19 protein-coding genes and 1 riboswitch are annotated in these 20,051 nt (G+C 45.8%); of the genes, 7 read left to right on the top strand and 12 right to left on the bottom strand.

From position 1 onward, the window contains the following. Positions 1-87 precede the first annotated feature (87 nt). From rpmE to ABCM67_RS10510, 3 genes are all read right to left on the bottom strand, one after another. Positions 88-291: a 50S ribosomal protein L31 gene (gene rpmE, locus ABCM67_RS10520; protein WP_015526151.1), complete on the bottom strand. Its 204-nt coding sequence runs from the start codon at positions 289-291 to the stop codon at positions 88-90. A 105-nt stretch (positions 292-396) separates the two neighbouring features. Next, positions 397-1,917, bottom strand: a complete 1,521-nt coding sequence (gene rho, locus ABCM67_RS10515) for a transcription termination factor Rho (RefSeq protein ID WP_021652109.1) — start codon at positions 1,915-1,917, stop codon at positions 397-399. A 251-nt stretch (positions 1,918-2,168) separates the two neighbouring features. Beyond that, the gene (locus ABCM67_RS10510) at positions 2,169-3,164 is read right to left on the bottom strand and encodes a hypothetical protein (protein ID WP_021652107.1); all 996 of its coding nucleotides are present in this window, start codon (positions 3,162-3,164) and stop codon (positions 2,169-2,171) included. A gap of 160 nt (positions 3,165-3,324) precedes the next feature. Beyond that, positions 3,325-3,412: riboswitch (cyclic di-GMP riboswitch) on the bottom strand. Between the two features lie 129 nt (positions 3,413-3,541). On the opposite strand from ABCM67_RS10510, the gene ABCM67_RS10505 reads away from it, so the two are divergent. The 7 genes from ABCM67_RS10505 to ABCM67_RS10475 are packed head-to-tail and all read left to right on the top strand — an operon-like array spanning position 3,542 to position 8,381. Further along, the gene (locus tag ABCM67_RS10505; RefSeq protein ID WP_342992843.1) at positions 3,542-4,459 is read left to right on the top strand and encodes a transglutaminase-like domain-containing protein; all 918 of its coding nucleotides are present in this window, start codon (positions 3,542-3,544) and stop codon (positions 4,457-4,459) included. Between the two features lie 21 nt (positions 4,460-4,480). Then, complete coding sequence (locus ABCM67_RS10500; RefSeq protein WP_342992842.1) at positions 4,481-5,524, top strand: type II secretion system F family protein; 1,044 nt, start codon at positions 4,481-4,483, stop codon at positions 5,522-5,524. A 12-nt stretch (positions 5,525-5,536) separates the two neighbouring features. Further along, positions 5,537-5,893: a hypothetical protein gene (locus tag ABCM67_RS10495; RefSeq protein ID WP_059086728.1), complete on the top strand. Its 357-nt coding sequence runs from the start codon at positions 5,537-5,539 to the stop codon at positions 5,891-5,893. Further along, positions 5,890-6,384 (top strand): DUF4860 domain-containing protein, encoded by a 495-nt coding sequence (locus ABCM67_RS10490; protein ID WP_022426851.1) that lies wholly within the window; start codon positions 5,890-5,892, stop codon positions 6,382-6,384. The genes ABCM67_RS10495 and ABCM67_RS10490 overlap by 4 nt, the downstream gene beginning before the upstream one ends. Continuing rightward, positions 6,381-6,833: a hypothetical protein gene (locus ABCM67_RS10485; RefSeq protein ID WP_129974725.1), complete on the top strand. Its 453-nt coding sequence runs from the start codon at positions 6,381-6,383 to the stop codon at positions 6,831-6,833. The genes ABCM67_RS10490 and ABCM67_RS10485 overlap by 4 nt, the downstream gene beginning before the upstream one ends. Beyond that, positions 6,830-7,315, top strand: a complete 486-nt coding sequence (locus tag ABCM67_RS10480) for a hypothetical protein (RefSeq protein WP_118608157.1) — start codon at positions 6,830-6,832, stop codon at positions 7,313-7,315. Before ABCM67_RS10485 ends, ABCM67_RS10480 begins: the two co-directional genes overlap by 4 nt. A gap of 4 nt (positions 7,316-7,319) precedes the next feature. Further along, positions 7,320-8,381 carry a PilT/PilU family type 4a pilus ATPase gene (locus ABCM67_RS10475; RefSeq protein ID WP_118608158.1) on the top strand — a complete coding sequence of 354 codons (1,062 nt, stop codon included), beginning with the start codon at positions 7,320-7,322 and terminating at the stop codon, positions 8,379-8,381. A 171-nt stretch (positions 8,382-8,552) separates the two neighbouring features. Here ABCM67_RS10475 and ABCM67_RS10470 read toward each other — a convergent pair whose 3' ends face one another. The 9 genes from ABCM67_RS10470 to ABCM67_RS10430 all read right to left on the bottom strand — a co-directional run bounded on the left by ABCM67_RS10470 (position 8,553) and on the right by ABCM67_RS10430 (position 20,047). Then, entirely contained in the window at positions 8,553-9,053 is a 501-nt protein-coding gene (locus tag ABCM67_RS10470; RefSeq protein ID WP_021652100.1) for a small multi-drug export protein, read from the bottom strand. Positions 9,054-9,069: 16 nt separating this feature from the next. Further along, a complete protein-coding gene (gene hisC / locus ABCM67_RS10465) occupies positions 9,070-10,128 on the bottom strand; it encodes a histidinol-phosphate transaminase (RefSeq protein ID WP_288866279.1) in 1,059 nt (352 codons plus the stop codon). A gap of 178 nt (positions 10,129-10,306) precedes the next feature. After that, positions 10,307-11,482, bottom strand: coding sequence for a malic enzyme-like NAD(P)-binding protein (locus ABCM67_RS10460; RefSeq protein ID WP_015526165.1), 1,176 nt, complete (start codon positions 11,480-11,482; stop codon positions 10,307-10,309). A 56-nt stretch (positions 11,483-11,538) separates the two neighbouring features. Further along, positions 11,539-12,732, bottom strand: a complete 1,194-nt coding sequence (locus ABCM67_RS10455) for an Ldh family oxidoreductase (RefSeq protein ID WP_330577395.1) — start codon at positions 12,730-12,732, stop codon at positions 11,539-11,541. 309 nt (positions 12,733-13,041) lie between these two features. Continuing rightward, positions 13,042-13,776: a FadR/GntR family transcriptional regulator gene (locus ABCM67_RS10450; protein ID WP_342992841.1), complete on the bottom strand. Its 735-nt coding sequence runs from the start codon at positions 13,774-13,776 to the stop codon at positions 13,042-13,044. A gap of 252 nt (positions 13,777-14,028) precedes the next feature. Next, the gene (locus tag ABCM67_RS10445) at positions 14,029-15,615 is read right to left on the bottom strand and encodes an AAA family ATPase (protein WP_342992840.1); all 1,587 of its coding nucleotides are present in this window, start codon (positions 15,613-15,615) and stop codon (positions 14,029-14,031) included. A 153-nt stretch (positions 15,616-15,768) separates the two neighbouring features. Beyond that, positions 15,769-18,228 (bottom strand): glycoside hydrolase family 3 protein, encoded by a 2,460-nt coding sequence (locus ABCM67_RS10440; RefSeq protein ID WP_215708106.1) that lies wholly within the window; start codon positions 18,226-18,228, stop codon positions 15,769-15,771. A gap of 20 nt (positions 18,229-18,248) precedes the next feature. Next, positions 18,249-19,094: a carbohydrate ABC transporter permease gene (locus ABCM67_RS10435; protein ID WP_044961860.1), complete on the bottom strand. Its 846-nt coding sequence runs from the start codon at positions 19,092-19,094 to the stop codon at positions 18,249-18,251. Beyond that, positions 19,094-20,047, bottom strand: a complete 954-nt coding sequence (locus ABCM67_RS10430) for a sugar ABC transporter permease (protein ID WP_215708107.1) — start codon at positions 20,045-20,047, stop codon at positions 19,094-19,096. The genes ABCM67_RS10435 and ABCM67_RS10430 overlap by 1 nt, the downstream gene beginning before the upstream one ends. Positions 20,048-20,051: the final 4 nt, after the last annotated feature.

Here is a 20,051-nt window from a genome sequence, read left to right as displayed (position 1 = left end):
CTCTCCTGTGCAAATTAAAAATTTTTCAGTTAAAGAAAGGTTGAGATTTCCCAACCTCAACCTTCTCATTTCCTGTATTCGCAATAATTACTTATTCAGGCCGTATTTCTTGTTGAACTTATCGATACGTCCACGAGCCTGTGTAGCCTTCTGCTGTCCTGTGTAGAACGGATGGCATTTGGAACAGATCTCAACATGGATGTCCTCTTTAGTAGAACCTGTTACGAAAGTGTTTCCGCAGTTGCAGGTTACAGTTGCCTGATAGTAGTTCGGATGGATTCCTTCTCTCATGATTTTCACCTCTCTATATATTTAATATTATTCGTATTCAATTGACGAATTCCATTTTAAACAGCTTGCTAAGTATAACATAGCTTTCCCTAAAATGCAAGGACTTTATAAAAATTTCTGTTTCTTTACAGTCTGTACCAGTTCTGCATTGTTCCTGGTTCTGGCAAAGGTATTCAGGATCTGTTCTACTGCCTCATCCGCTTTCATTCCGTTGAGAGCTTTTCGCATAATATAAACCGCTTCCTGTTCATCCTTGCTGAGAAGCAGATCCTCTCTTCTGGTTCCGGATTTCTGGATATCAATGGCCGGGAATACCCGTTTCTCCTGTAATTTACGATCCAGGACAAGCTCCATATTACCGGTTCCCTTGAACTCCTCATAAATAACATCGTCCATCTTGCTTCCGGTATCCACAAGTGCGGTTGCCAGAATCGTCAAGCTTCCGCCCTCGCGCATATTGCGGGCTGCGCCAAAAAATCTTTTGGGCATATGGAGAGCCGCTGGGTCAAGACCACCGGATAAGGTTCTTCCGCTTGGCGGGATGATCAGATTATAGGCTCTGGCAAGTCGTGTGATCGAATCCAGAAGAATGATCACATCCTGTTTATGCTCTACAAGACGGCGCGCACGCTCCACAACCATCTCGGAAACTCTCTTATGATGTTCCGGAAGTTCATCAAATGTAGAATAGATCACTTCCACATTCGGTCCCTGGATCGCCTCTCTGATATCGGTAACCTCCTCAGGACGCTCATCGATCAGAAGAATGATCAGATGCATATCTCTGTTATTCCTGAGGATAGACTTGGCAACATCTTTCAGAAGGGTTGTCTTACCTGCCTTTGGCGGAGATACGATCATTCCTCGCTGGCCCTTTCCGATAGGACTGATCAGATCCACGATACGCATGGCCGTTGTACCGCCTGCACGCTCCATGACAAGTCTCTCATTCGGAAAGATCGGTGTCATATCTTCAAAATTATACCGTCTCTGTCCCTCACTCGGATGAAAACCGTTAATGGAAGATACGTAGAGAAGGGCACTGAACTTCTCTCCCTGGGTCTTGATACGGATATTTCCCTGGATGATATCACCTGTCTTTAAATTAAAGCGGCGGATCTGGGAAGGAGAAACATAAATGTCGTTCTCACCCGGCATATAATTCTCACATCGGATAAAGCCATATCCGTCAGGAAGCACTTCCAGGATTCCGTTGGCCTTTTCACCACTGTCCAGCTGGGTGGATTCTGACGGGACATTCCCGTTCTCCCTTGTAGCTTCCCGGTTATATTCACGGTTGTACTCTCTGCGGATATTTGTGCTTCTGTGTTCCTGCTCATTCTTATCACTACGATATTCCTTCCGCTGCTCCTGAAGTCCTTCCCCTGCCGGACGGGTACGATATTCTGTTTTTTCCGAATCATAGCTTTTTTCTTTTACAGTATTTTCTGCCGGTGTACTTTTGTGTACTTCTTCGGGATTTCCTCTGTCGGACTCTTTGGCGTCCTCCTCCAGCATCCGCTCAATCAGTGCCGGTTTTCTCAGAGTAGAAATTCCCTTCATCCCTCTCGCCTTTGCCAGATCCTTCAGCACCGCCAGAGATAATGATTCATACTTTTCTCTCATATTAAATCCTCTATTCTTAAATCTGATAAATTATATATTTGTTGTTTATGGAATCAGATACAACCTGACATGGCTGCACTTTTTTTGAATGAAAGCATGTTTTCAGCTTATGTTTCATTATACACACCTTATAGAGCCTATTGCAAGAAATATTTATCGACATTTTTTTTATACTTTTCTCACAAAAAAGAAAAAAATCTGCCCGGGAGATCTCTTCCCGGACAGATCCAACGTTCCTGTATGCTTCTTTTTTAGCTCCAGAACGGTCCGTATATATCCATGACCCTCTGGATACGTTCATCAGTAATTTTATTCAGAGCCGCCACGATCGCTGCATACGTTTTTGGTCTCTGTCTCTTAAGTGTTGACGGACTTGTTACATACTCAAGCACTGATTCTGCAAAATATTCTGAACTGTTCTGCGTTGCATAGCTTCTGTTGATACCTGTAAATTTGGATTTTTCGCTGTTATAAACTGCGGCAAAATCACTTGTTCTGTCTACGTTTCCCGCAACAAAAGCAAGGAAATGTCCCAGCTCATGGTAGATTGTCTCATTCTCAAAACGAAGGATGATGCTTCTTGAATGTGCGTTAAAGCAGCCTCCGTAGTTAACAGACGGATCGATCGTTACAGTAAATCCAAGCTTCTTGTAGGCTTTGAGCACCCGGCTGTCCATCTTCGGTGCAATGGAAGCAATATTGCTTACTGAATATTTGCTGTCCATGTTGATGCTTTCTACTTTTTTTGTGGAAGCTGCATTCGCTTTGCCGGCAGTAGCTGAAGCCGCCATGACTGTTGTGGTCGTCTGAATGGTTGTAGTTACTTTCCGTGTCTGAACGGCTGTTTTTGATTTCTTTGTGTATTTCTGTGTTGTTGCAGTCTTAACTGTCTTTAATGTTTTTACGGTTGTATTTCTGTTTGTTTTCTTTGTGGTCGTACTCTTCTTATTGGTAGTCGGAAGCTTCTTGGTATAAGTCTTGGTCGCCGCTTTTTTCAGCTTAACTTTTTTTCTGGTTGTCTTGGTATTTGAAGTCGTTTTGGTAGTCACCTTCGGTTTTGAAGCAAGTGGAGTGTCGTCCTCTGTGATGGTAGTCTCCACTACCGGATCTGTAAAATCCGGAAATTCCGGAACCTGTGACGACTGCCAGACATTAAAGCCACCTGCCAGTACAATAACAGCTGCAAGGCATCCTGCTAAAGCTTTTTTCCTGCCTGTAAAAATTTTATGGATATCTGTTCTTTTCATATCATTCACACCTTTCTGAAAGCCGACGTTTCAGTTTCCAACCTAAACCGGATTTTAGGCATCAAAAAAACCGCTTATTCTAACGAAATAAACGGCCGCATTAACACACAGATTCTTGTTCATAGATGTTATCTGAATACGTCATTAAATCGGAATTTAATGCGGCAACCGGCTGTCATAGTCATCCTTCGGACCTTAGACCCATGGCTTTGCGTCCCCGTCTTTCAACAGGTTTGCCTTTATATGCATAGTATATGTTTTTTTCCCTGAAATGTCAACATTTTCCACTGCATTTTGAGCCCTACTCCTGTCTTTTTTTCACGGAATCTGCTATACTGTTCAAAAAGAAAGCATGATATAACAGGAGAACGGAAACAATGTCAAAATTTTTACCAGTCCGTCTCTTTTTTGTATGGCTGCTTTTCGGAATCCTGCTGACAGGCTGTGGAAATTCTCCTTCCTCCGATGAAGAACCTCCGGTATATTCTCCGGCCAGAGTCCTCACCCCGGAGGCCCCCGGCAAAAAAACACTGGGCAGTTCCCCTCTGATCCTGGATATTTCCAATCAGGATCAGGGGTATCTGACCGCAGAATCCGATTCCGATGATTCCCGCATGAACATTCAGCTTACTGCTCCCTCCGGTGTGGTCTATTCCTATTTTCTGGAACCTGATGAACAGACGGTACTTCCTTTTTCCGAAGGCTCCGGTGAGTATCTCATCACCTGCTATCAGCAGGTTGATGGAAACCAGTATGCCGCCCTTTACACGGAAACGCTCACAATAAAGCTTCAGAATGAATTTCTTCCGTTTCTATATCCAAACCAGTACGTGGACTTTTCTTCCAAAAGTGAAGCCTGCAAACTGGCAGCCTCTCTTGTCAAAGAAGACATGACCGATATCGACATCCTGAAAACCTTCTATACATATGTTACCAGTCATATTTCCTACGATTATGACAAAGCTGATTCTGTCGAAGCCGGTTATCTTCCTGATGTAGATGATACGTTAAGCACCGGCACGGGGATCTGTTTTGATTACGCTGCACTGACTACTGCAATGCTCCGCAGCCAGGACATTCCCTGCAAGCTTCAGATCGGCTATTCCGGTGATGTAAAGCATGCATGGATCGATGTTTATATCCGTGGCAGAGGCTGGGTGACAAAGGCAGTATCTTTTGACGGCGACACCTGGAAGCTGATGGATCCCACCTTTGACGCCAACAGTGATGGTGATGAAGCGATCCAGGAATATATCGGTGATGAAAGCAATTATACGGTACAGTTCACGCGCTGACCAACTAAAGGAGACCTTATTATGAAAAACAAACTGACAGCCCGGGAATTATCCAGTTTCTGCGGGCAGATGGGAATGCTTCTGCATTCCGGCATATCCACAGCGGAAGGACTTCACATCCTCTGTGACGAAAGCAAGACCGATGCAGACCGGCAGATCCTCACACCCCTGATCCGTTCCGTGGAAGAAAACGGTTCTCTTTCCCGGGCTCTTGACGAATCCGGGATCTTTCCCACATCCATGACCGCCTATGTCCGGACCGGTGAGGAAACCGGCTGCCTGGATGAGATCATGGAAAGTCTCAGTTCCCACTATGAACAGGAGGAAGAAATCTCAGGACAGATACGGTCTGCAGTCACTTACCCGCTGCTCATGCTTGGCATGATGGCTGTTGTGATCCTGGTCCTTCTGATAAAAGTCCTGCCAGTATTTCAACAGGTATTTAACCAGATGGGAATGGAAATGAACGGGGTTTCCCGGGGACTTCTGAATGCAGGTAACGTGATCAGCCGGTATTCCTCTGTTTTTCTGATCCTCGCCGCAGCCCTCATTGGCTGCATCCTGTTTTTCAGTCTTACGGAAAAAGGCCACAGCCTGCTGCGAAAAATGGTCATCCATCTCCCGTTTTTCCGTGAGATCCCGGTTGCCATGGATTACAGTCGTCTGGCCCAGGGCCTTTCCCTGGGGCTTCGGAGCGGACTTTCCCCTGAAACCAGCCTGGAGCTTACAAAGGATCTGATCTCACAGCCGGTGATACTCGAAAGACTCCGGAAGGCTTCCTCTATCCTGGATAGCGGAGAAACTTTTTCCAGGGCTCTTACAGAATCCGGTCTGTTCGGCGGCATAGAAGGCCGTCTCATCACGATATCCTTCTATTCCGGTTCCAGTGACGAAACCTTCCGCAGGCTTTCCCGGCAGTACACCGAAAGATCCATAGATCTGATCTCACAGGCAGTCTCCATTGTGGAGCCTACCATCGTGATCCTGCTGTCTCTTCTTGTGGGGCTGGTCCTTTTATCCGTCATGATGCCGCTTCTGGGGATCCTCTCAGATTTTGCAATGTAAGGTGGTGACCGCATGGAACTTTTTGAAAGCCGCAGAACAAAATTTCTCAGAGCATTTTTTCTTCTCTTTCCGGCGCTGCTTCTGGTTTTATCCTGCACCTTGTTTGTGGCAGGTGTCAGCAGCACCTCCGATCAGGCCGTACACAAAGAACAGGATGCTCTGGAACAGGCACTGAAAAACGGTGCCATCCGCACCTATGCCCTCACAGGCACATATCCCGAAAGCCTGTCCCAGCTTCTCTTGGATTATCATATCACTTATGACAAAACCAAATTCGTAGTAGAGTATGTTCCTAACGGTTCCAATCTCCTGCCGTCTATCAGCGTGATCGCTCTGTCCGGCAGTACGAAAGGAGGGAATGCCTCATGAATCACCGGAAGAACACCGGACATTCCGTTTCTTCTCTTTTTTCGCTTCTTCTTTTTGGTGTTTTTGTTCTGTTCCTTATACTGATGCTGCTATTTTCCGCCCGGATTTACCAGCAGACTGTGAAACAGACTGACTCCGATTCCGAGCTTGGGACCGCAGCAACTTATCTGACTACCAAATTCCGGCAGCACGACCGCGGCGATGAGATCTTTTCCGGTTCCCTGGATGATATTCCTGCCCTTTGTTTCCGGGATGATATCAAAGGAAAAGAATATATCACGTATATTTACCTGAAGAATGACAGTCTGATGGAGCTTTTCACTGCAAAAGGCTCTCAGGCCAGTTCCGATGCAGGAACCGTCATCTCACAGCTTTCCGATTTCCGGTTTTCGGAAATGGAAAATGGTTTTTACCACTTTTCCCTGGAAAGTACCACGGGAGTCTGCTCGGAATTCCTGCTTCATCGCACTGGCAAAAAGGAGGCATCATGAAAGAATCAAGACATAATTCCGGTACCAGCCTTTTTCTGATGGAAATGATCCTTGCCCTTTTGTTTCTGTCACTTTCCTCAGCTGCCTGCATCCAGATCTTCGCGGCAGCACGGAAAAACCGGCTCCAGGCAGAACAGTGGAACCAGATCCAGGCTCTCACAACCTCCGTGGGCGAGATACTGGAAGGCACTGACGGAACCGATGAACAGTTCCTCTCCCTGCTTCCGGGGAGTATCAAAAAGAACACCAACCTGATCTGGTATTATGACCGTAACTGGCAGAGCTGCTCTTCTGGAGAAGCCGCCTGTGAAATGATCCTGGAAACAGATATTTCTTCTTCAGAAAAATCCGGCGAGCTTTCTTTCCGGCAGCTTTCCAACGGCAGTGAGCTTTACCGGATCACCCTGCGTTTTCCTGTTGATGACTACAGAAGGGAGGCTGTACATTGAAACAGAAGCATACGTTTTTTGTAACTGTCGGCATTCCTTCCCTGTTTCTTATCTTCTCTGTGCTGTGTCTCTGTGTACTTGCTCTGCTTACTCTTGGAAGCTCCAGATCCAGTCTTAACACAGCCAGACATTCTATGGAACAGACCGAAAATTATTACACCGGCTGCGCAAGCGCCACGGAAACCGTTTCAGAAATCCGTGATGATCTGGAGCAATACAGGGAAAAAGCTTCCGATGAAACCAGATATTTTTCCATGATACAAAAGCTTGCGGACACAAGGAACGATCTCAGCTGGGATTCCCACAGCCACACCCTTTCCTTCTCCGTTGGAATTTCCGAGACACAACAGCTTTCTGTAGTGCTTGAGATTTTTTACCCGCAGGAAAAAAGCTCTTCCGCTTATCAGATCCTGCAATGGAACACAGAGCTTACCGGATCCTGGCAACCTGACAACCACCAGAATGTATTTAAAGGAGAATAAACCTATGGATACCCCTATTCCTGAATTTTTAGCAGAAGCTGCCAACCGGCGTGTCTCTGATATCTTTATCATCGCAGGCCGCCCCCTGGCAGAAAAGATCGACGGTCATCTTTTAGACCGTGGTGACAGGCTGATGCCTGATCAGACAGAAAATTTACTCCGCACCATTTACGGCCTTGCGGAAAACCGCGATATATCCCGTCTTATGGAAACCGGTGATGATGACTTTTCTTTTTCCATTCCCGGTGTTTCCAGATTTCGTGTCAATGCCTACAAGCAGCGTGGTTCCCTGGCTGCCGTGATCCGCGTGATCGCCTTCCGGCTGCCGGATCCTGCAGAGCTTTCCATTCCGGAGGATGTGATGAATATCTCCGACTATACCCGTGGCATGGTCCTTGTTACCGGTTCTGCCGGAAGCGGTAAATCCACCACTATGGCCTGCCTGATCGACCGGATCAACCATACCCGGGAAGGCCACATCATCACTCTGGAGGATCCTCTGGAATATCTCCACCGCCATGATCGCTGTATCGTCAGCCAGCGCGAGATCTGTACCGACACCGAAAGCTATCTGACTTCTCTTCGTGCCACACTACGCCAGAGCCCGGATGTGATCCTTCTTGGAGAGATGCGTGATCATGAAACCATCCAGACTGCCATGACCGCTGCGGAAACCGGTCATCTTGTCCTTTCCAGCCTGCATACTTTGGGAGCAGCCAACACCATCGAACGCATCATGGACGTGTTTGAGCCATCTCAGCAGCATCAGATTGCCCTCCAGCTTTCCATGGTCCTTCAGGCTGTAATCTCCCAGCAGCTGATCCCGGATGTGGACGGACGCAACATTCCTGTTTTCGAGATCATGCGCCTGACTCCTGCCATCCGCAATATGATCCGCGACAATAAAGTACACCAGATCGAAGGCGTGATCTCCACATCCGGTCAGGAGCAGATGCGTTCTATGGACCAGAGCCTTCTGGAATTATATAAAAAAGGCCGTATCACCAGGGATACAGCTCTGAAATACGCTTTAAACGCGGACATGCTGAAGCGCAGACTTATGTAAGGATCTTCTCGGTATACCTCTGCCTGATATGTAAAAACACATAAAAAATCCCTTACCGATCTCTGATATGTTTCCGAAATACAGAACACATATCATTTTACAGATCCGGTAAGGGATTTCTTTATTTTCAATCCGATTTCGATCAAAAAGACATTCCTTCTCTGCGATCGATCAATGCACTACATTTCCTACAATTCCATAAGAAACAATATACATAATGACACTTGCCATAAAAAGTCCGCACAGGATCGCAATGGAGGATTTTTTGATATCCACCTCAAGAAGAGAGGCGATCAGTGCACCTGTCCAGGCTCCTGTGCCCGGAAGAGGGATTCCCACAAACAGCAAAAGTCCAAGAAATTCATATCTCTTGATCTGGTCACTCTTTCCCATAGCTCTGTTTTCCAGCTTTGTGATCAGACCTCTGAACGTCTTTGTTTTTTTCATCCATTTAAAGATCTGCCGGATAAAAAGCAGGATAAACGGAATCGGAATAATATTTCCCACGATACAGATCGGCAGTGCCTTCGCAGCCGATATCTTCAGCAAAGAAGCTGCCAGAAGGCCGCCTCGAAGCTCCAGTATCGGGATCATAGAAATGATGAACACAGCTCCCTCGGGAGAGATAAACTGTGCAAGGTGGTGTGAAAACCATTGTACCAGTACTTCCATAGTACCTCCTTAATTGTTATTTCTGCAGATATTCCGTCAGGAATTCTACCAGCTTTTTCATCTCCTCATCGGTACCGATGGTGATACGGAGATGATTGTCGATCCTGTCCTTCGGGAAATATCTTACATAGATATGTTTCTCCCTCAGTGCTGCGAAAAGCTCTTTGGCCGGACAGCTCTCATGTGTGGCAAAGATAAAGTTGGATCTGGAATCCTGGAAGGAAAATCCAAGCTTCCTGAGCTCTGCCTTTGTCCACTCTCTTGTTGTAATGATCTTATGGCAGCATTCCTCAAAATATGCCTTATCCTCCATAGATGCCACACCAGCCGCGATGGTAGTACGATCCATGGTATAGGAGTTAAAGGAATATTTCACATCATTGAGATATTTGATCAGCTCCGGATTTCCGAAGGCATATCCGATACGCATTCCTGCCAGGGATCTGGACTTGGAGAAGGTCTGCACAACAAGCAGATTATCATATTTTTCGATCAGCGGCAGTGCGGATGCTGCTCCGAAATCCACGTACGCCTCATCTACGATCACGATACTCTCCGGATTCTTTGCCACGATCTCCTCGATCTCGGAAAGAGGCATTTCCACGCCGGTCGGTGCATTGGGATTAGGGAATACGATTCCGCCGTTTTCACGGAAATAATCTTCCTTACGGATATGGAACTCCTCATCTAATGCCGGGCGCTCATATGGGATCCTTAAAAGATCTGCCCATACATCATAGAAAGAATAAGTGATGTCCGGGAACAGGATCGGTTTCTCTGAATTAAAAAATGTGAGAAAACACATAGCCAGTACGTCATCGGAACCAACGCCTGTAAATACCTGCTCGTCCTTCAGGCCGTAGAACGCGGCAATACTGTGTACCAGGTCTCCTGCTGTCGGATCCGGATAAAGTCTCAGGGTATCGGCATCAAGGACCTTCAGCGCCTTCTCCACACCCGGAGCCGGTGAATATGGATTCTCGTTTGTATTCAGTTTGATCATGCCGCTCTCATTTGGCTGCTCGCCAGGAGTATACGGCACTACTTTTCGTATATTAGCTTCCCATGGTTTCATGCTGTGCTTAACCTCCTATCATATTCTTTTGCTATTGTACTCACTGCGAGGACATTTGTCAAAGGGTAATACCACCTGCCGGGAAACAAAAAGACACCCGTACCGGGTTACAGAGTACGGGTGTCTGATATATTCTTCTTAATGAAGGGCTGTTTTGGTTCGTATCAGGCGCTTAAGATCAGATACGTGCTACGCCTGTTGCTTTTGCTGCCTCTGCTACTGCTTTTGCGACAGCCGGTCCGACTCTCTTGTCGAATGCCTTCGGAATGATATACTCCGGAGAAAGCTCCTCATCTGTGATCAGATCTGCAAGAGCCTTGGAAGCTGCGATCTTCATCTCATCGTTGATATCACTTGCTCTTACATCAAATGCACCACGGAAGATTCCAGGGAATGCAAGAACGTTGTTGATCTGGTTCGGGAAGTCACTTCTTCCTGTGGAGATAACCTTTGCTCCGCCTGCTTTTGCGTCATCCGGGAAGATCTCCGGTGTCGGGTTTGCGCATGCGAAGATGATGGCATCTTTGTTCATGGTCTTAACCATCTCTGTTGTAACTGCTCCAGGAGCGGAAACACCGATAAATACATCCGCGCCAACCAGCATCTCTGCAAGAGATCCCTGTTTCTTCTGAAGGTTTGTGAGCTTGCTCATCTCTTCCTTAACCGGGTTCATTCCTTCTGTACGTCCCTCATAGATGGCACCCTTTCTATCGCAGAGTGTAACATCCTTGAAGCCTGCTTTCAGAAGAAGTCTGCAGATAGAGATAGCAGCTGCACCTGCACCGTTCATAACGATACGAACATCCTCTTTCTTCTTTCCGACAACCTTCAGAGCGTTTGTCAGACCTGCAAGTGTGATAACTGCAGTTCCGTGCTGATCATCGTGGAAGATCGGAATATCACATTTCTCTTTCAGTTTTTTCTCGATCTCAAAGCATCTCGGAGCGGAGATATCCTCAAGGTTAACACCACCGAAGGATCCGGAGATCATGTAAATAGTATTTACGATCTCGTCTACATCATGGCTCTTAATGCAAAGCGGGAATGCGTCTACATCGCCGAATGCTTTGAAAAGTACACATTTACCTTCCATTACAGGCATACCGGCTTCCGGTCCGATGTCACCAAGACCAAGAACTGCGGAACCGTCTGTTACAACAAGACACATATTCCATCTTCTTGTAAGCTCGTAGGATTTATTGATATCTTTCTGGATCTCAAGGCAAGGCTGAGCTACACCTGGTGTATATGCAAGAGAAAGGTCGTCTTTATTCTCAACCGGCACTCTTGTAACAACCTCGATCTTACCTTTCCAATCTCCGTGCAGTCTTAATGACTCTTTTGCATAATCCATTTTCTTTTCCTCCTTGGATAATTATGATATATTTCATTTCAAAAGGATTACCTGAATTAATAATTACCATTGAAGAATCTACTGTCCTTCGGAAGCTCATAGCCTTCAAAATAAGCGCCAAAATCAAGCTTCAGATAACTGCAGAGATCAGCAAGCTCTACCATGGTATTGTCGTTGACCGGAATGCCATTCTCTTTTCTGTCTTTTTCAGCAGCTACCTCTTTCTCGCCGTGTGTATAGATCCTTTCCTGACCGTCTGCCTTCGGACTCTCCCGAAGTGCCTCAAGATATTCTGAAAAATGCTTGCGGATCGCATCCGGATCTCCGAATGCCGCCGGGTTGATCGCCATAAATCCATGGCAGATACCGGTCTTGTCCGGGAATGTACAGCATTTGTCGGAGGTAACGCCCATGGAAAGAATAGAGCTGAACAGCTCACAGAGCATTCCATAGCCATATCCCTTATGGCTTCCGCTGACTTCCTCGTTTCCACCAAGAGGCATGATTCCGCCGCCCTTCTTGGCTACGATGTTTGCAAGTACATCCGGTGCATTATTGCTGGCATGACCGTTTTTGTCAAGTGCCCAGCCATCCGGAAGAGGCTTGCCCATCTTATTATACATTTCCAGTTTACCTCTGGTTACAACTGTTGTGGAACAGTCAAAGAAAAACGGATACGGGTCTGCAGGCATAGCGACTGCGATCGGGTTGGAGCCCAGCATAGCCTTTCTTCCAAAAGTCGGTACCATGATCGCCTCGGAGTTGGTACATGCCATTCCAAGAAGGCCTTCATGGCAGGCCATATTCGCATAATATCCTGCAATACCGAAATGGTTGGAATTTCGTACACTTACGATTCCCACACCAGTTGTCTTTGCCTTCTCAATTGCCTTTTCCATGGCAAAATGGCTGATCAGCTGGCCCATTCCGTTATGTCCGTCTATCACAGCAGAAATCGGTGTTTCAAAAACAACTTCCGGTTTCGCCTGGGGATGAATAGTCCCCTTCTCGATTCCTTTATGGTAACGAACCATCCTCTGCATTCCGTGGCTCTCGATCCCATACAGATCAGCAGTCAGAAGAACATCTTTAATGATGCTTCCTTCTTCCTCAGAAAAGCCAAACGCTTTAAAAACGTCTCCGCAGAAATGGTTCAGTGTGTCATAACTCCATTTTACATATCCCATAATCGCAAGTCCTTTCTCCTGATATTTCCGGCAGGTTACCGCCCACGCTGTGGCCTGCTGCATACTTTATATAATACTGCAGGGATACAGTAACCTTCATCCTGTGCTGTCTCGTCTTACGCTGTCCTACCTCATGCTGCTTCAACTTATGCTGTCTCATCTCATGCTGTCTCATCTCATGCTGTCTCAACTTATGCTGTCTCAACTTATGCTGTCTCGTCATGAAGCCTTCAGGATGCTGCCATAATATCAAACTTTTTTGGTATTACCAATACAGTCCCTATTATAGCACGCGGTCTTACCAAAATCAATAGTGGTCTTACCAGATTAACGGGATTTTTACTGAAATTTTATTTAATTTTTTCAGGTGGATCAGCGATGAAATGCAAGGCTGTTCTCACCCTGCTGCTGCGCAATCTCCAGTATATATTTCTCAATGGTTTCCATATGTTCGCGCATCAGCTTCTCCGCCTGGTTCCGGTCTCCGGAAATAATAGCTTCCACCAGCCTTCTGTGCTGCTCATCCACCTCCAGAGCGGAATTATGTTTCTGCATAATATAGGCTCGGGTGCCGGAAATGATCTCCTCAGTCAGCTGCGCTGCCGCATCCAGGACATTGTAGATCATAGGATTCCCTGCGATCCTGCCGATCTTCGTATGAAGCTTCTTATCAAGACCTGCACGAGCTTTCTCATCCTCTGCGCTCTCCAGCTGTGCCAGAATGGAACGCAGATCTAATGCGTCCTTCTCCGTACAATTCCCGGCTGCAAGAAGAGCAGCCTCCTGCTCCAGCGCAGAACGAAGCTCCTGCACCTGCTGTACATGGCTGTTATTCAGCTGAAAAAGAAGGGCCAGTGGTGCAGAAAGCCACTGATCCATATTCTCGGTGATATAGTTGGCTCCGCCGCGGACCGTTGTGACAATTCCCATCAGCTCCAGTGCCCGCAGGACTTCACGGACAGCAGGTCTGGAAACTCCCAGTGATTCTGCCATAACACGTTCCGCAGGTAAAGTGTCCCCCGGCTTCAGTTCTCCCCGCCGGATATTTTCTATGATCTGCGCTAATATTCCGTCAAATGCTCGTTCTTCTGTAATCTTTGTAAACATGTCGTCCGTTTCGGCCGCCTTCCTTTATTATTGTGTTGCCTTTCATTACATAAAAATCCCGGAATATAGACAAGTGGATATTTACCATTCTCAGTCACCATGCAGTTCTGCACCAGATGATCGCTCTGCAGCCATTCAGCCAATCTGTGCATTTTGACTATTTGCCCTCTCTATTTTCCGGACTTTTATAGTAAATATTATACGATAATTCACCAATTTAATCAATAGTAAATAATAAATTGGTAAGACATATTATTTTATTCCATTATTGAGAATATTTTCCACTTCCTCCATCTGGCCCAGAAGCATTTTCTGGCGGTCGTCAAAAAGAAGACCTTTATTATGCCTGTAATACTGGTCAGAACCGTTCTCCCGAATGAACCAGAGACTATAATAGTTGGCATTCAGTTCTGTGATAAATGCCACCATTTCCTGACTGTCCCCAAAGGCAGCTTCCATAAAGTCGAAAACGTTCTGAAGAGTAAAGGATATTTCGTCGGTTCGGTTTTCGTAGGCTTCGGTTTCGGATTCAAAGAGGGCTTTCACAAACTCATAGTTCCTGTTTGACGATAGAACTTCCGATTCTGCTGCAGCACTTCTGCCTCCTGCCGGCTCTGAACCTGATCCGGTTTTATCTGATCCAGTTGATTCCGAAGCTGATTCCAATCCGGACGCATTTTCAAAGAATGACACAACACGTTTCTGTATACGCTCCTGCTGTTTTGTAAGAAGCTCACTCTTTTTATCCTTTTCAAGATCCGCCTCTGCTTTTTCCAGGAGATTTTTTGCTGTAAGGCCGTCCTGATTTTCTCTGAAGTACACCATATAATCATACAGTTTCGTGAGATAGGCATCAGTAAGACAGCATTCTGTAAAAAGCTCGCTGAGCTTTCCATTGAGAAGGCTTACAATGCTCAGATGCTCATCCAGAGAGGCTGTGCGGATTTTACCCAGAGTAATGGAATCCCACTTTCCTTTCAGGATGTCCTCCACTTTATAATCCGTTCTGTACTTATAATAAAGAGCCAGATAGCTGGCGAAATCCTTCGCGATCATCCTGTGCTGGATGTACTGGCTGACCACCTCACGGTCTACGGTTTTTCCAAGGATCTCATAAACCTGGATCAGACGGGAAAGATCCTCCCAACCTCTGGCTGTGGCAAAGATCTTTCCGTCTACGGTATTCTCCACCCTGTAGAAATTTTTTCTGCGAAGCTCCAGATAGGAGATCACCGCCGGATGAATTCCCTGCTGGTAGGCGTATTCCTTCCATACATCAAAGTCTGCCTCCACATCGATCTTCTTGATACGGTCCAGAGTGACCACATCGAATTCCCGGACGGATTTGTTATATTCTGGCGGGTTGCCTGCTGTGACGATCACCCAGCCTTCCGGCACCTTCTGGTTTCCGAAGGTTTTTCCCTGAAGGAACTGCAGCATCATCGGCGCCAGTGTCTCGGATACACAGTTGATCTCATCAATAAACAGGATTCCCTCTCTCAGGCCTGTTTTTTCCATCTTATCGTAAACGGACGAAATGATCTCACTCATGGTATATTCTGTGACAGAAAATTCTTCCTCACCGTAATTCTTTTTTACAATAAAAGGAAGTCCCACAGCACTCTGCCTGGTGTGGTGGGTAATGGTATAGGAAACAAGAGCAATCCCGCATTCCCTTGCTATCTGTTCCATAATCTGTGTCTTTCCGATTCCCGGAGGGCCCATAAGAAGGATCGGTCTCTGTCGGATCGCCGGGATCCGGTACTCACCGAATTCGTCCTTTGAAAGATATGCTTCTATGGAATCTCTTATCTCCTGCTTTGCTCGTTTTATGTTCATGGTATTCTCCTTTTCACGGCATATAAAAAACTGCCTGCAGGATCCTCCGCCTAAAACGGGTTGCCTTGCGCGACATCTGCAAAAAATATGCCTGAATCCAATGATAAATCGAAAATTGAATTCAGGCAAGTTTTTCACTACTATATATTTTTTTTATTCTGCTGTCAGTGTGTGTATCAGGTTCAGAATACGTCCCGCACACATTCTGACAACTTCTTCCGAAAGCTTTCCGTCTTCAAAAGCTTTTCGGATATTTTCTGCATCGGCTGCATTACCAGGCATGATAATATCATTTCCTGCTGTCACGCATTTCCACGGAATACTTCCATCTTCCGGAACCGTTGTATTCCAGTCTGACATGATCACACCGTCAAATCCCCATTCTTTTCGGGCAATGGCTGTACAGAGATCAACACTGTTTGCAGCATGGACACCATTCAGTAAATTATAGGAAGACATGATTGCCACTGGTCTGCTTTCTTTAACTGCAATCTCAAAACCACGCAGGTAAATTTCCCTCAGGGCACGTTCTGATACCTGTGCATCTACGCCCATACGATTATCTTCCTGATTGTTGCAGGCAAAATGCTTAACGGTAACACCGCAGCCAGGTCTGCTCTGCACTCCTTTTGTCATGGCTGCTGCCATGGTTCCGGAAAGCAGCGGATCTTCGGAATAATACTCAAAATTTCTGCCGCACAGAGGGTTTCTCTGAATATTAAGACCAGGTGCTAGCCAGAGATCTATGTGGAATTCTTCCATTTCTTCTGCAACTGCTATTCCAACTTTTTCCACAAGGGCAGTATCCCAGGTCTGAGCCAGTGCAGTTCCAACCGGAAATGCCGTACAGAACTGATAATATCTGTCTGCGTTTTCGTGAGTCTCATCTGTTCTCAGGTATCCGTTTTCCAGAGATCCAAGGACACCGATTCCATATACTGTGTCTGTTTCTCTGTCTACTTCATAATTCTGCTGAAGTCTCAGTCCTGCCGGCCCATCGGCCATGATCAGTGGGGAAACGCCATATTGCTCATAAAGAGCAGCCGTGGTCTCACCGGCAGAGCCAGGAACACGGATTCCTGCCGCCCCCAGATTACTGGAGATTCCAGCAATATTTCCATAAAACAGCGGGAGCAGATCCTTTGCAGGAATCTTATTTTCCGGTTGGCAGGTGCATTCTGTTCTCTTCTCTGGTTCAGGATAATAGATATATCTTCCAATCTTCTCATTCTCTGCCTTCTCTTTCCATTTCAGAGTTCTGGCAGAAAGATTCTGGCGGTCATAAACTTCTTCAGTAATATCAGTCTGATTCTCAAGGATATTCGTTTTATCCAGGATCACACTCTCCGGCACTTCAAGCATTGCAGCCAGCGTAAGCGATGCAATGCTGTTTCCGACCCAGACAGCATAATAACCTTTTTCAGCAATCCAGGCATGCTGCTCTTCGGAAAAATATGCCAGTGTCTTTCTGTCGATCCTAATTTTCAGCAGTTCTTTTTCCCCCGGCTTCAGAAGTTTTGTTTTTGCAAAGCCAGCCAGCCGACGGTATTCCTTCCCTGATTCATCCTGTGGAAGAGACACATAGACCTGCACGACCTCTTTTCCCGAAAAAGTTTCTCCTGTATTCGTTACCTCTGCTTCAACTTCAACGCCATCCCCTGATGTTTTCATCCCATGGAAGCGTATCTGCATTTCTGTGTAAGAAAGTCCATATCCAAACGGAAACAGCGGTTTTACACCAAAAGTATCAAAATAACGATATCCTGTATAAATTCCTTCCTTGTACTCTTCTCTTTCAAGCTTGCCATTAAGATAGCTGTATTCCTCTGCACACGGATAATCCTCATACCTTCTGGCCCATGTTGCAGTCAGCTTGCCGCCTGGAGTTACCTTTCCCAGAAGGACATTGGCGAGGGCAAGTCCGCCTCTTTGTCCAAGCTGGGAAATATTCAGGACAGCACAGATATTTTCTGTTTCTTCCAGAATATCTGTCAGTTCTACCGGACCGCCGGAATTCAGGATAAGTACTGTAGGAATCTTCTGTGCATCAAGGAACCGGATATCCTCCCGCTCCCGTCTGCTCAGATAATAATCTCCCTCGACCCTGCGCCTATCCTTTCCCTCACCGGAAATCCTGCTTACCACATAGATTGCTGTCTGGGCATCGACAGTATCTTCTGCTGTGACTGCACGGCCTTCCGGCATTGCAAAGGGATTTTCCGCATAGGCATCAAAAGGATTTTCCACAAACTTTGCTTCTTCCAGTATTTTTTCTTTCCATGCCCGGCGTGCTTCTGCGTATATTGACTCATAATTGGCCAGCCATTTCTCGCTTACGATCTGAATACCGTTTTCTTTCAGTCCCTGATAAATAGAAATGTTACTTCTGTTATTCACATCACCGGAACCTGTTCCGCCTTTCACTGTCTTTCCCGCACCGGCGCCGTATAAACCTATTTTCGTGGAAATATTCAGAGGGAGTATTTTTTTATCATTTTTCAGCAGTACAATACCCTCCTCTGCTGCTTTTTCCGAAAGAAGACCGTTTCGTATTTCACGGTCTGACATGCTGTGTTTCTTTGTTCCGCTGTGTTTCCATTTCTTAACTGTCATATCTTACCTGCTACCTTTTGTTATTCTTTTACGCCTCCAAGTGTCACTCCTGCGATGATAAACTTGGAAAGAAGGAGATATACGATAATAATCGGCACAATGGCAACCGTGATCATCATGTAAATCTTACCCATATCAAAATTCATATAATCTGCTCCACGAAGTGTTGCAATCAGGATTGGAACAGTCATCTTGCTTTTAGACTGGATAACCAGAGCAGGAACGAAATAATTGTTCCAGGAGCCTACAAATGTAAAAATCGCCTGTACAGCGATTGCTGGCTTCATGATTGGCAGGACAATACTGTTGAAAGTACGGAACTCTCCGGAGCCGTCAATTCTGGCTGCTTCTACCAGTGACATCGGCAGTGAGGACTGCAGATAGCTGTACATAAAATAGAATACGGCCGGTGACGCAACAGACGGAATGATCAACGGAAGCAGGGAATCATATAATCCCATCTTTGTGATCAGACGAAGGAAGCCCATTGCAGTTACCTGTGTCGGCATGACGAGGATCGCCATGATAAATGTAAACGCTACATTCCTTGCCTTGAAATCATAGGCATAAAGACCATATGCTGTCAGTGAGGAAAAATATGTACATAATACTGCACTGCATCCGGACACGATAATACTGTTAAGAATTCCCCTGAACATCGGAAAGCTTCCGTCATTTGCAACATTCATCAGGTTTTTCCAGAAATATTTTCCAGGAAGAGCAGAAAATCCCTTCTGAAGCTCTGCATGAGAATGAGACGCATTCACGATCAGTACATAAAAGAAAAAGAGACACATAAAGGAAAGAATAATAAGTACCACATGTGCCACGATACTTCTGATCCTGCTGGCTGTCTTATCTTTCATCATTTTGTTTTTCTCCTTTCTGCTCTTGCTCTCTTTTTCGCTGCTTTCTTAGATCCGTCCGGATCATTGTCGTTAGTCATACGATATACAAAGAAGCAGAGGATTCCACTGATAATAAACAGGTATACAGACAATGCTCCGGCCATACCATAATTCTTGCTCTTCAGATGGCTGTTCAGGAACATAATCAGTGTCATGGATGTTCTGTCCGGATTACCCTGTCCGTTTGTGAGAATCTGCGGTACATCAAACATCTGAAGGCCACCGATGATGGAAGTGATCAGAGTATAGGAAAGAATCGGACGAATCAGTGGAAGCGTAATATAGAAGAAACGCTGAATGCTGTTGCATCCGTCCAGATCCGATGCTTCAAAAACATCCATACTGATTCCCATTACTGCTGCCATCAGCATGATGGTCGTGTTTCCGAACCACATCAGGAAATTCATGAAACCTACCAATGATCTTGTTCCCAGAACAGAGCCCAGAAAATCAATCGGTTCCTTTATCCAGCCCAGTGAACACAAAATGGAGTTTACAGGTCCGTTTGTGGAAAACATGGTAAAAAACAGAAGTGCAAATGCTGATGCCATGATCAGGTTCGGCAGATAAATTACAACCTTAAAAAACTGCTTGCCATGAAGCTTCAGCCTGGCATCAGTAAACCAGCATGCAAGCACCAGTGCAACAACGATCTGCGGAACAAATCCGATCACCCAAAGGATCAGTGTATTCAGTCCGTATTTCAGCATGTCAGAATGCAGAAGACTGACATAATTGGCAAGTCCTATAAAATTAGGACCAATCTGCTTGATTCCAGAACGGAAATATTCAAAAAAGCTGTATCTCACTGTATCAAACAGCGGAATCAGCGAAAAGATAAAATAGATCACAAAAAACGGAAGAATAAATATGTATCCCCATTTTCCGTAATTAACGCTCTTTTTCTTCATAATG

Source organism: Blautia sp. 2227st1_G12_2227SCRN_220401 (genome assembly GCF_039062885.1).
Classification (GTDB): Bacteria; Bacillota; Clostridia; order Lachnospirales; family Lachnospiraceae; genus Blautia_A; species Blautia_A fusiformis.
This window is presented reverse-complemented; position numbering and strand designations above follow the sequence as displayed.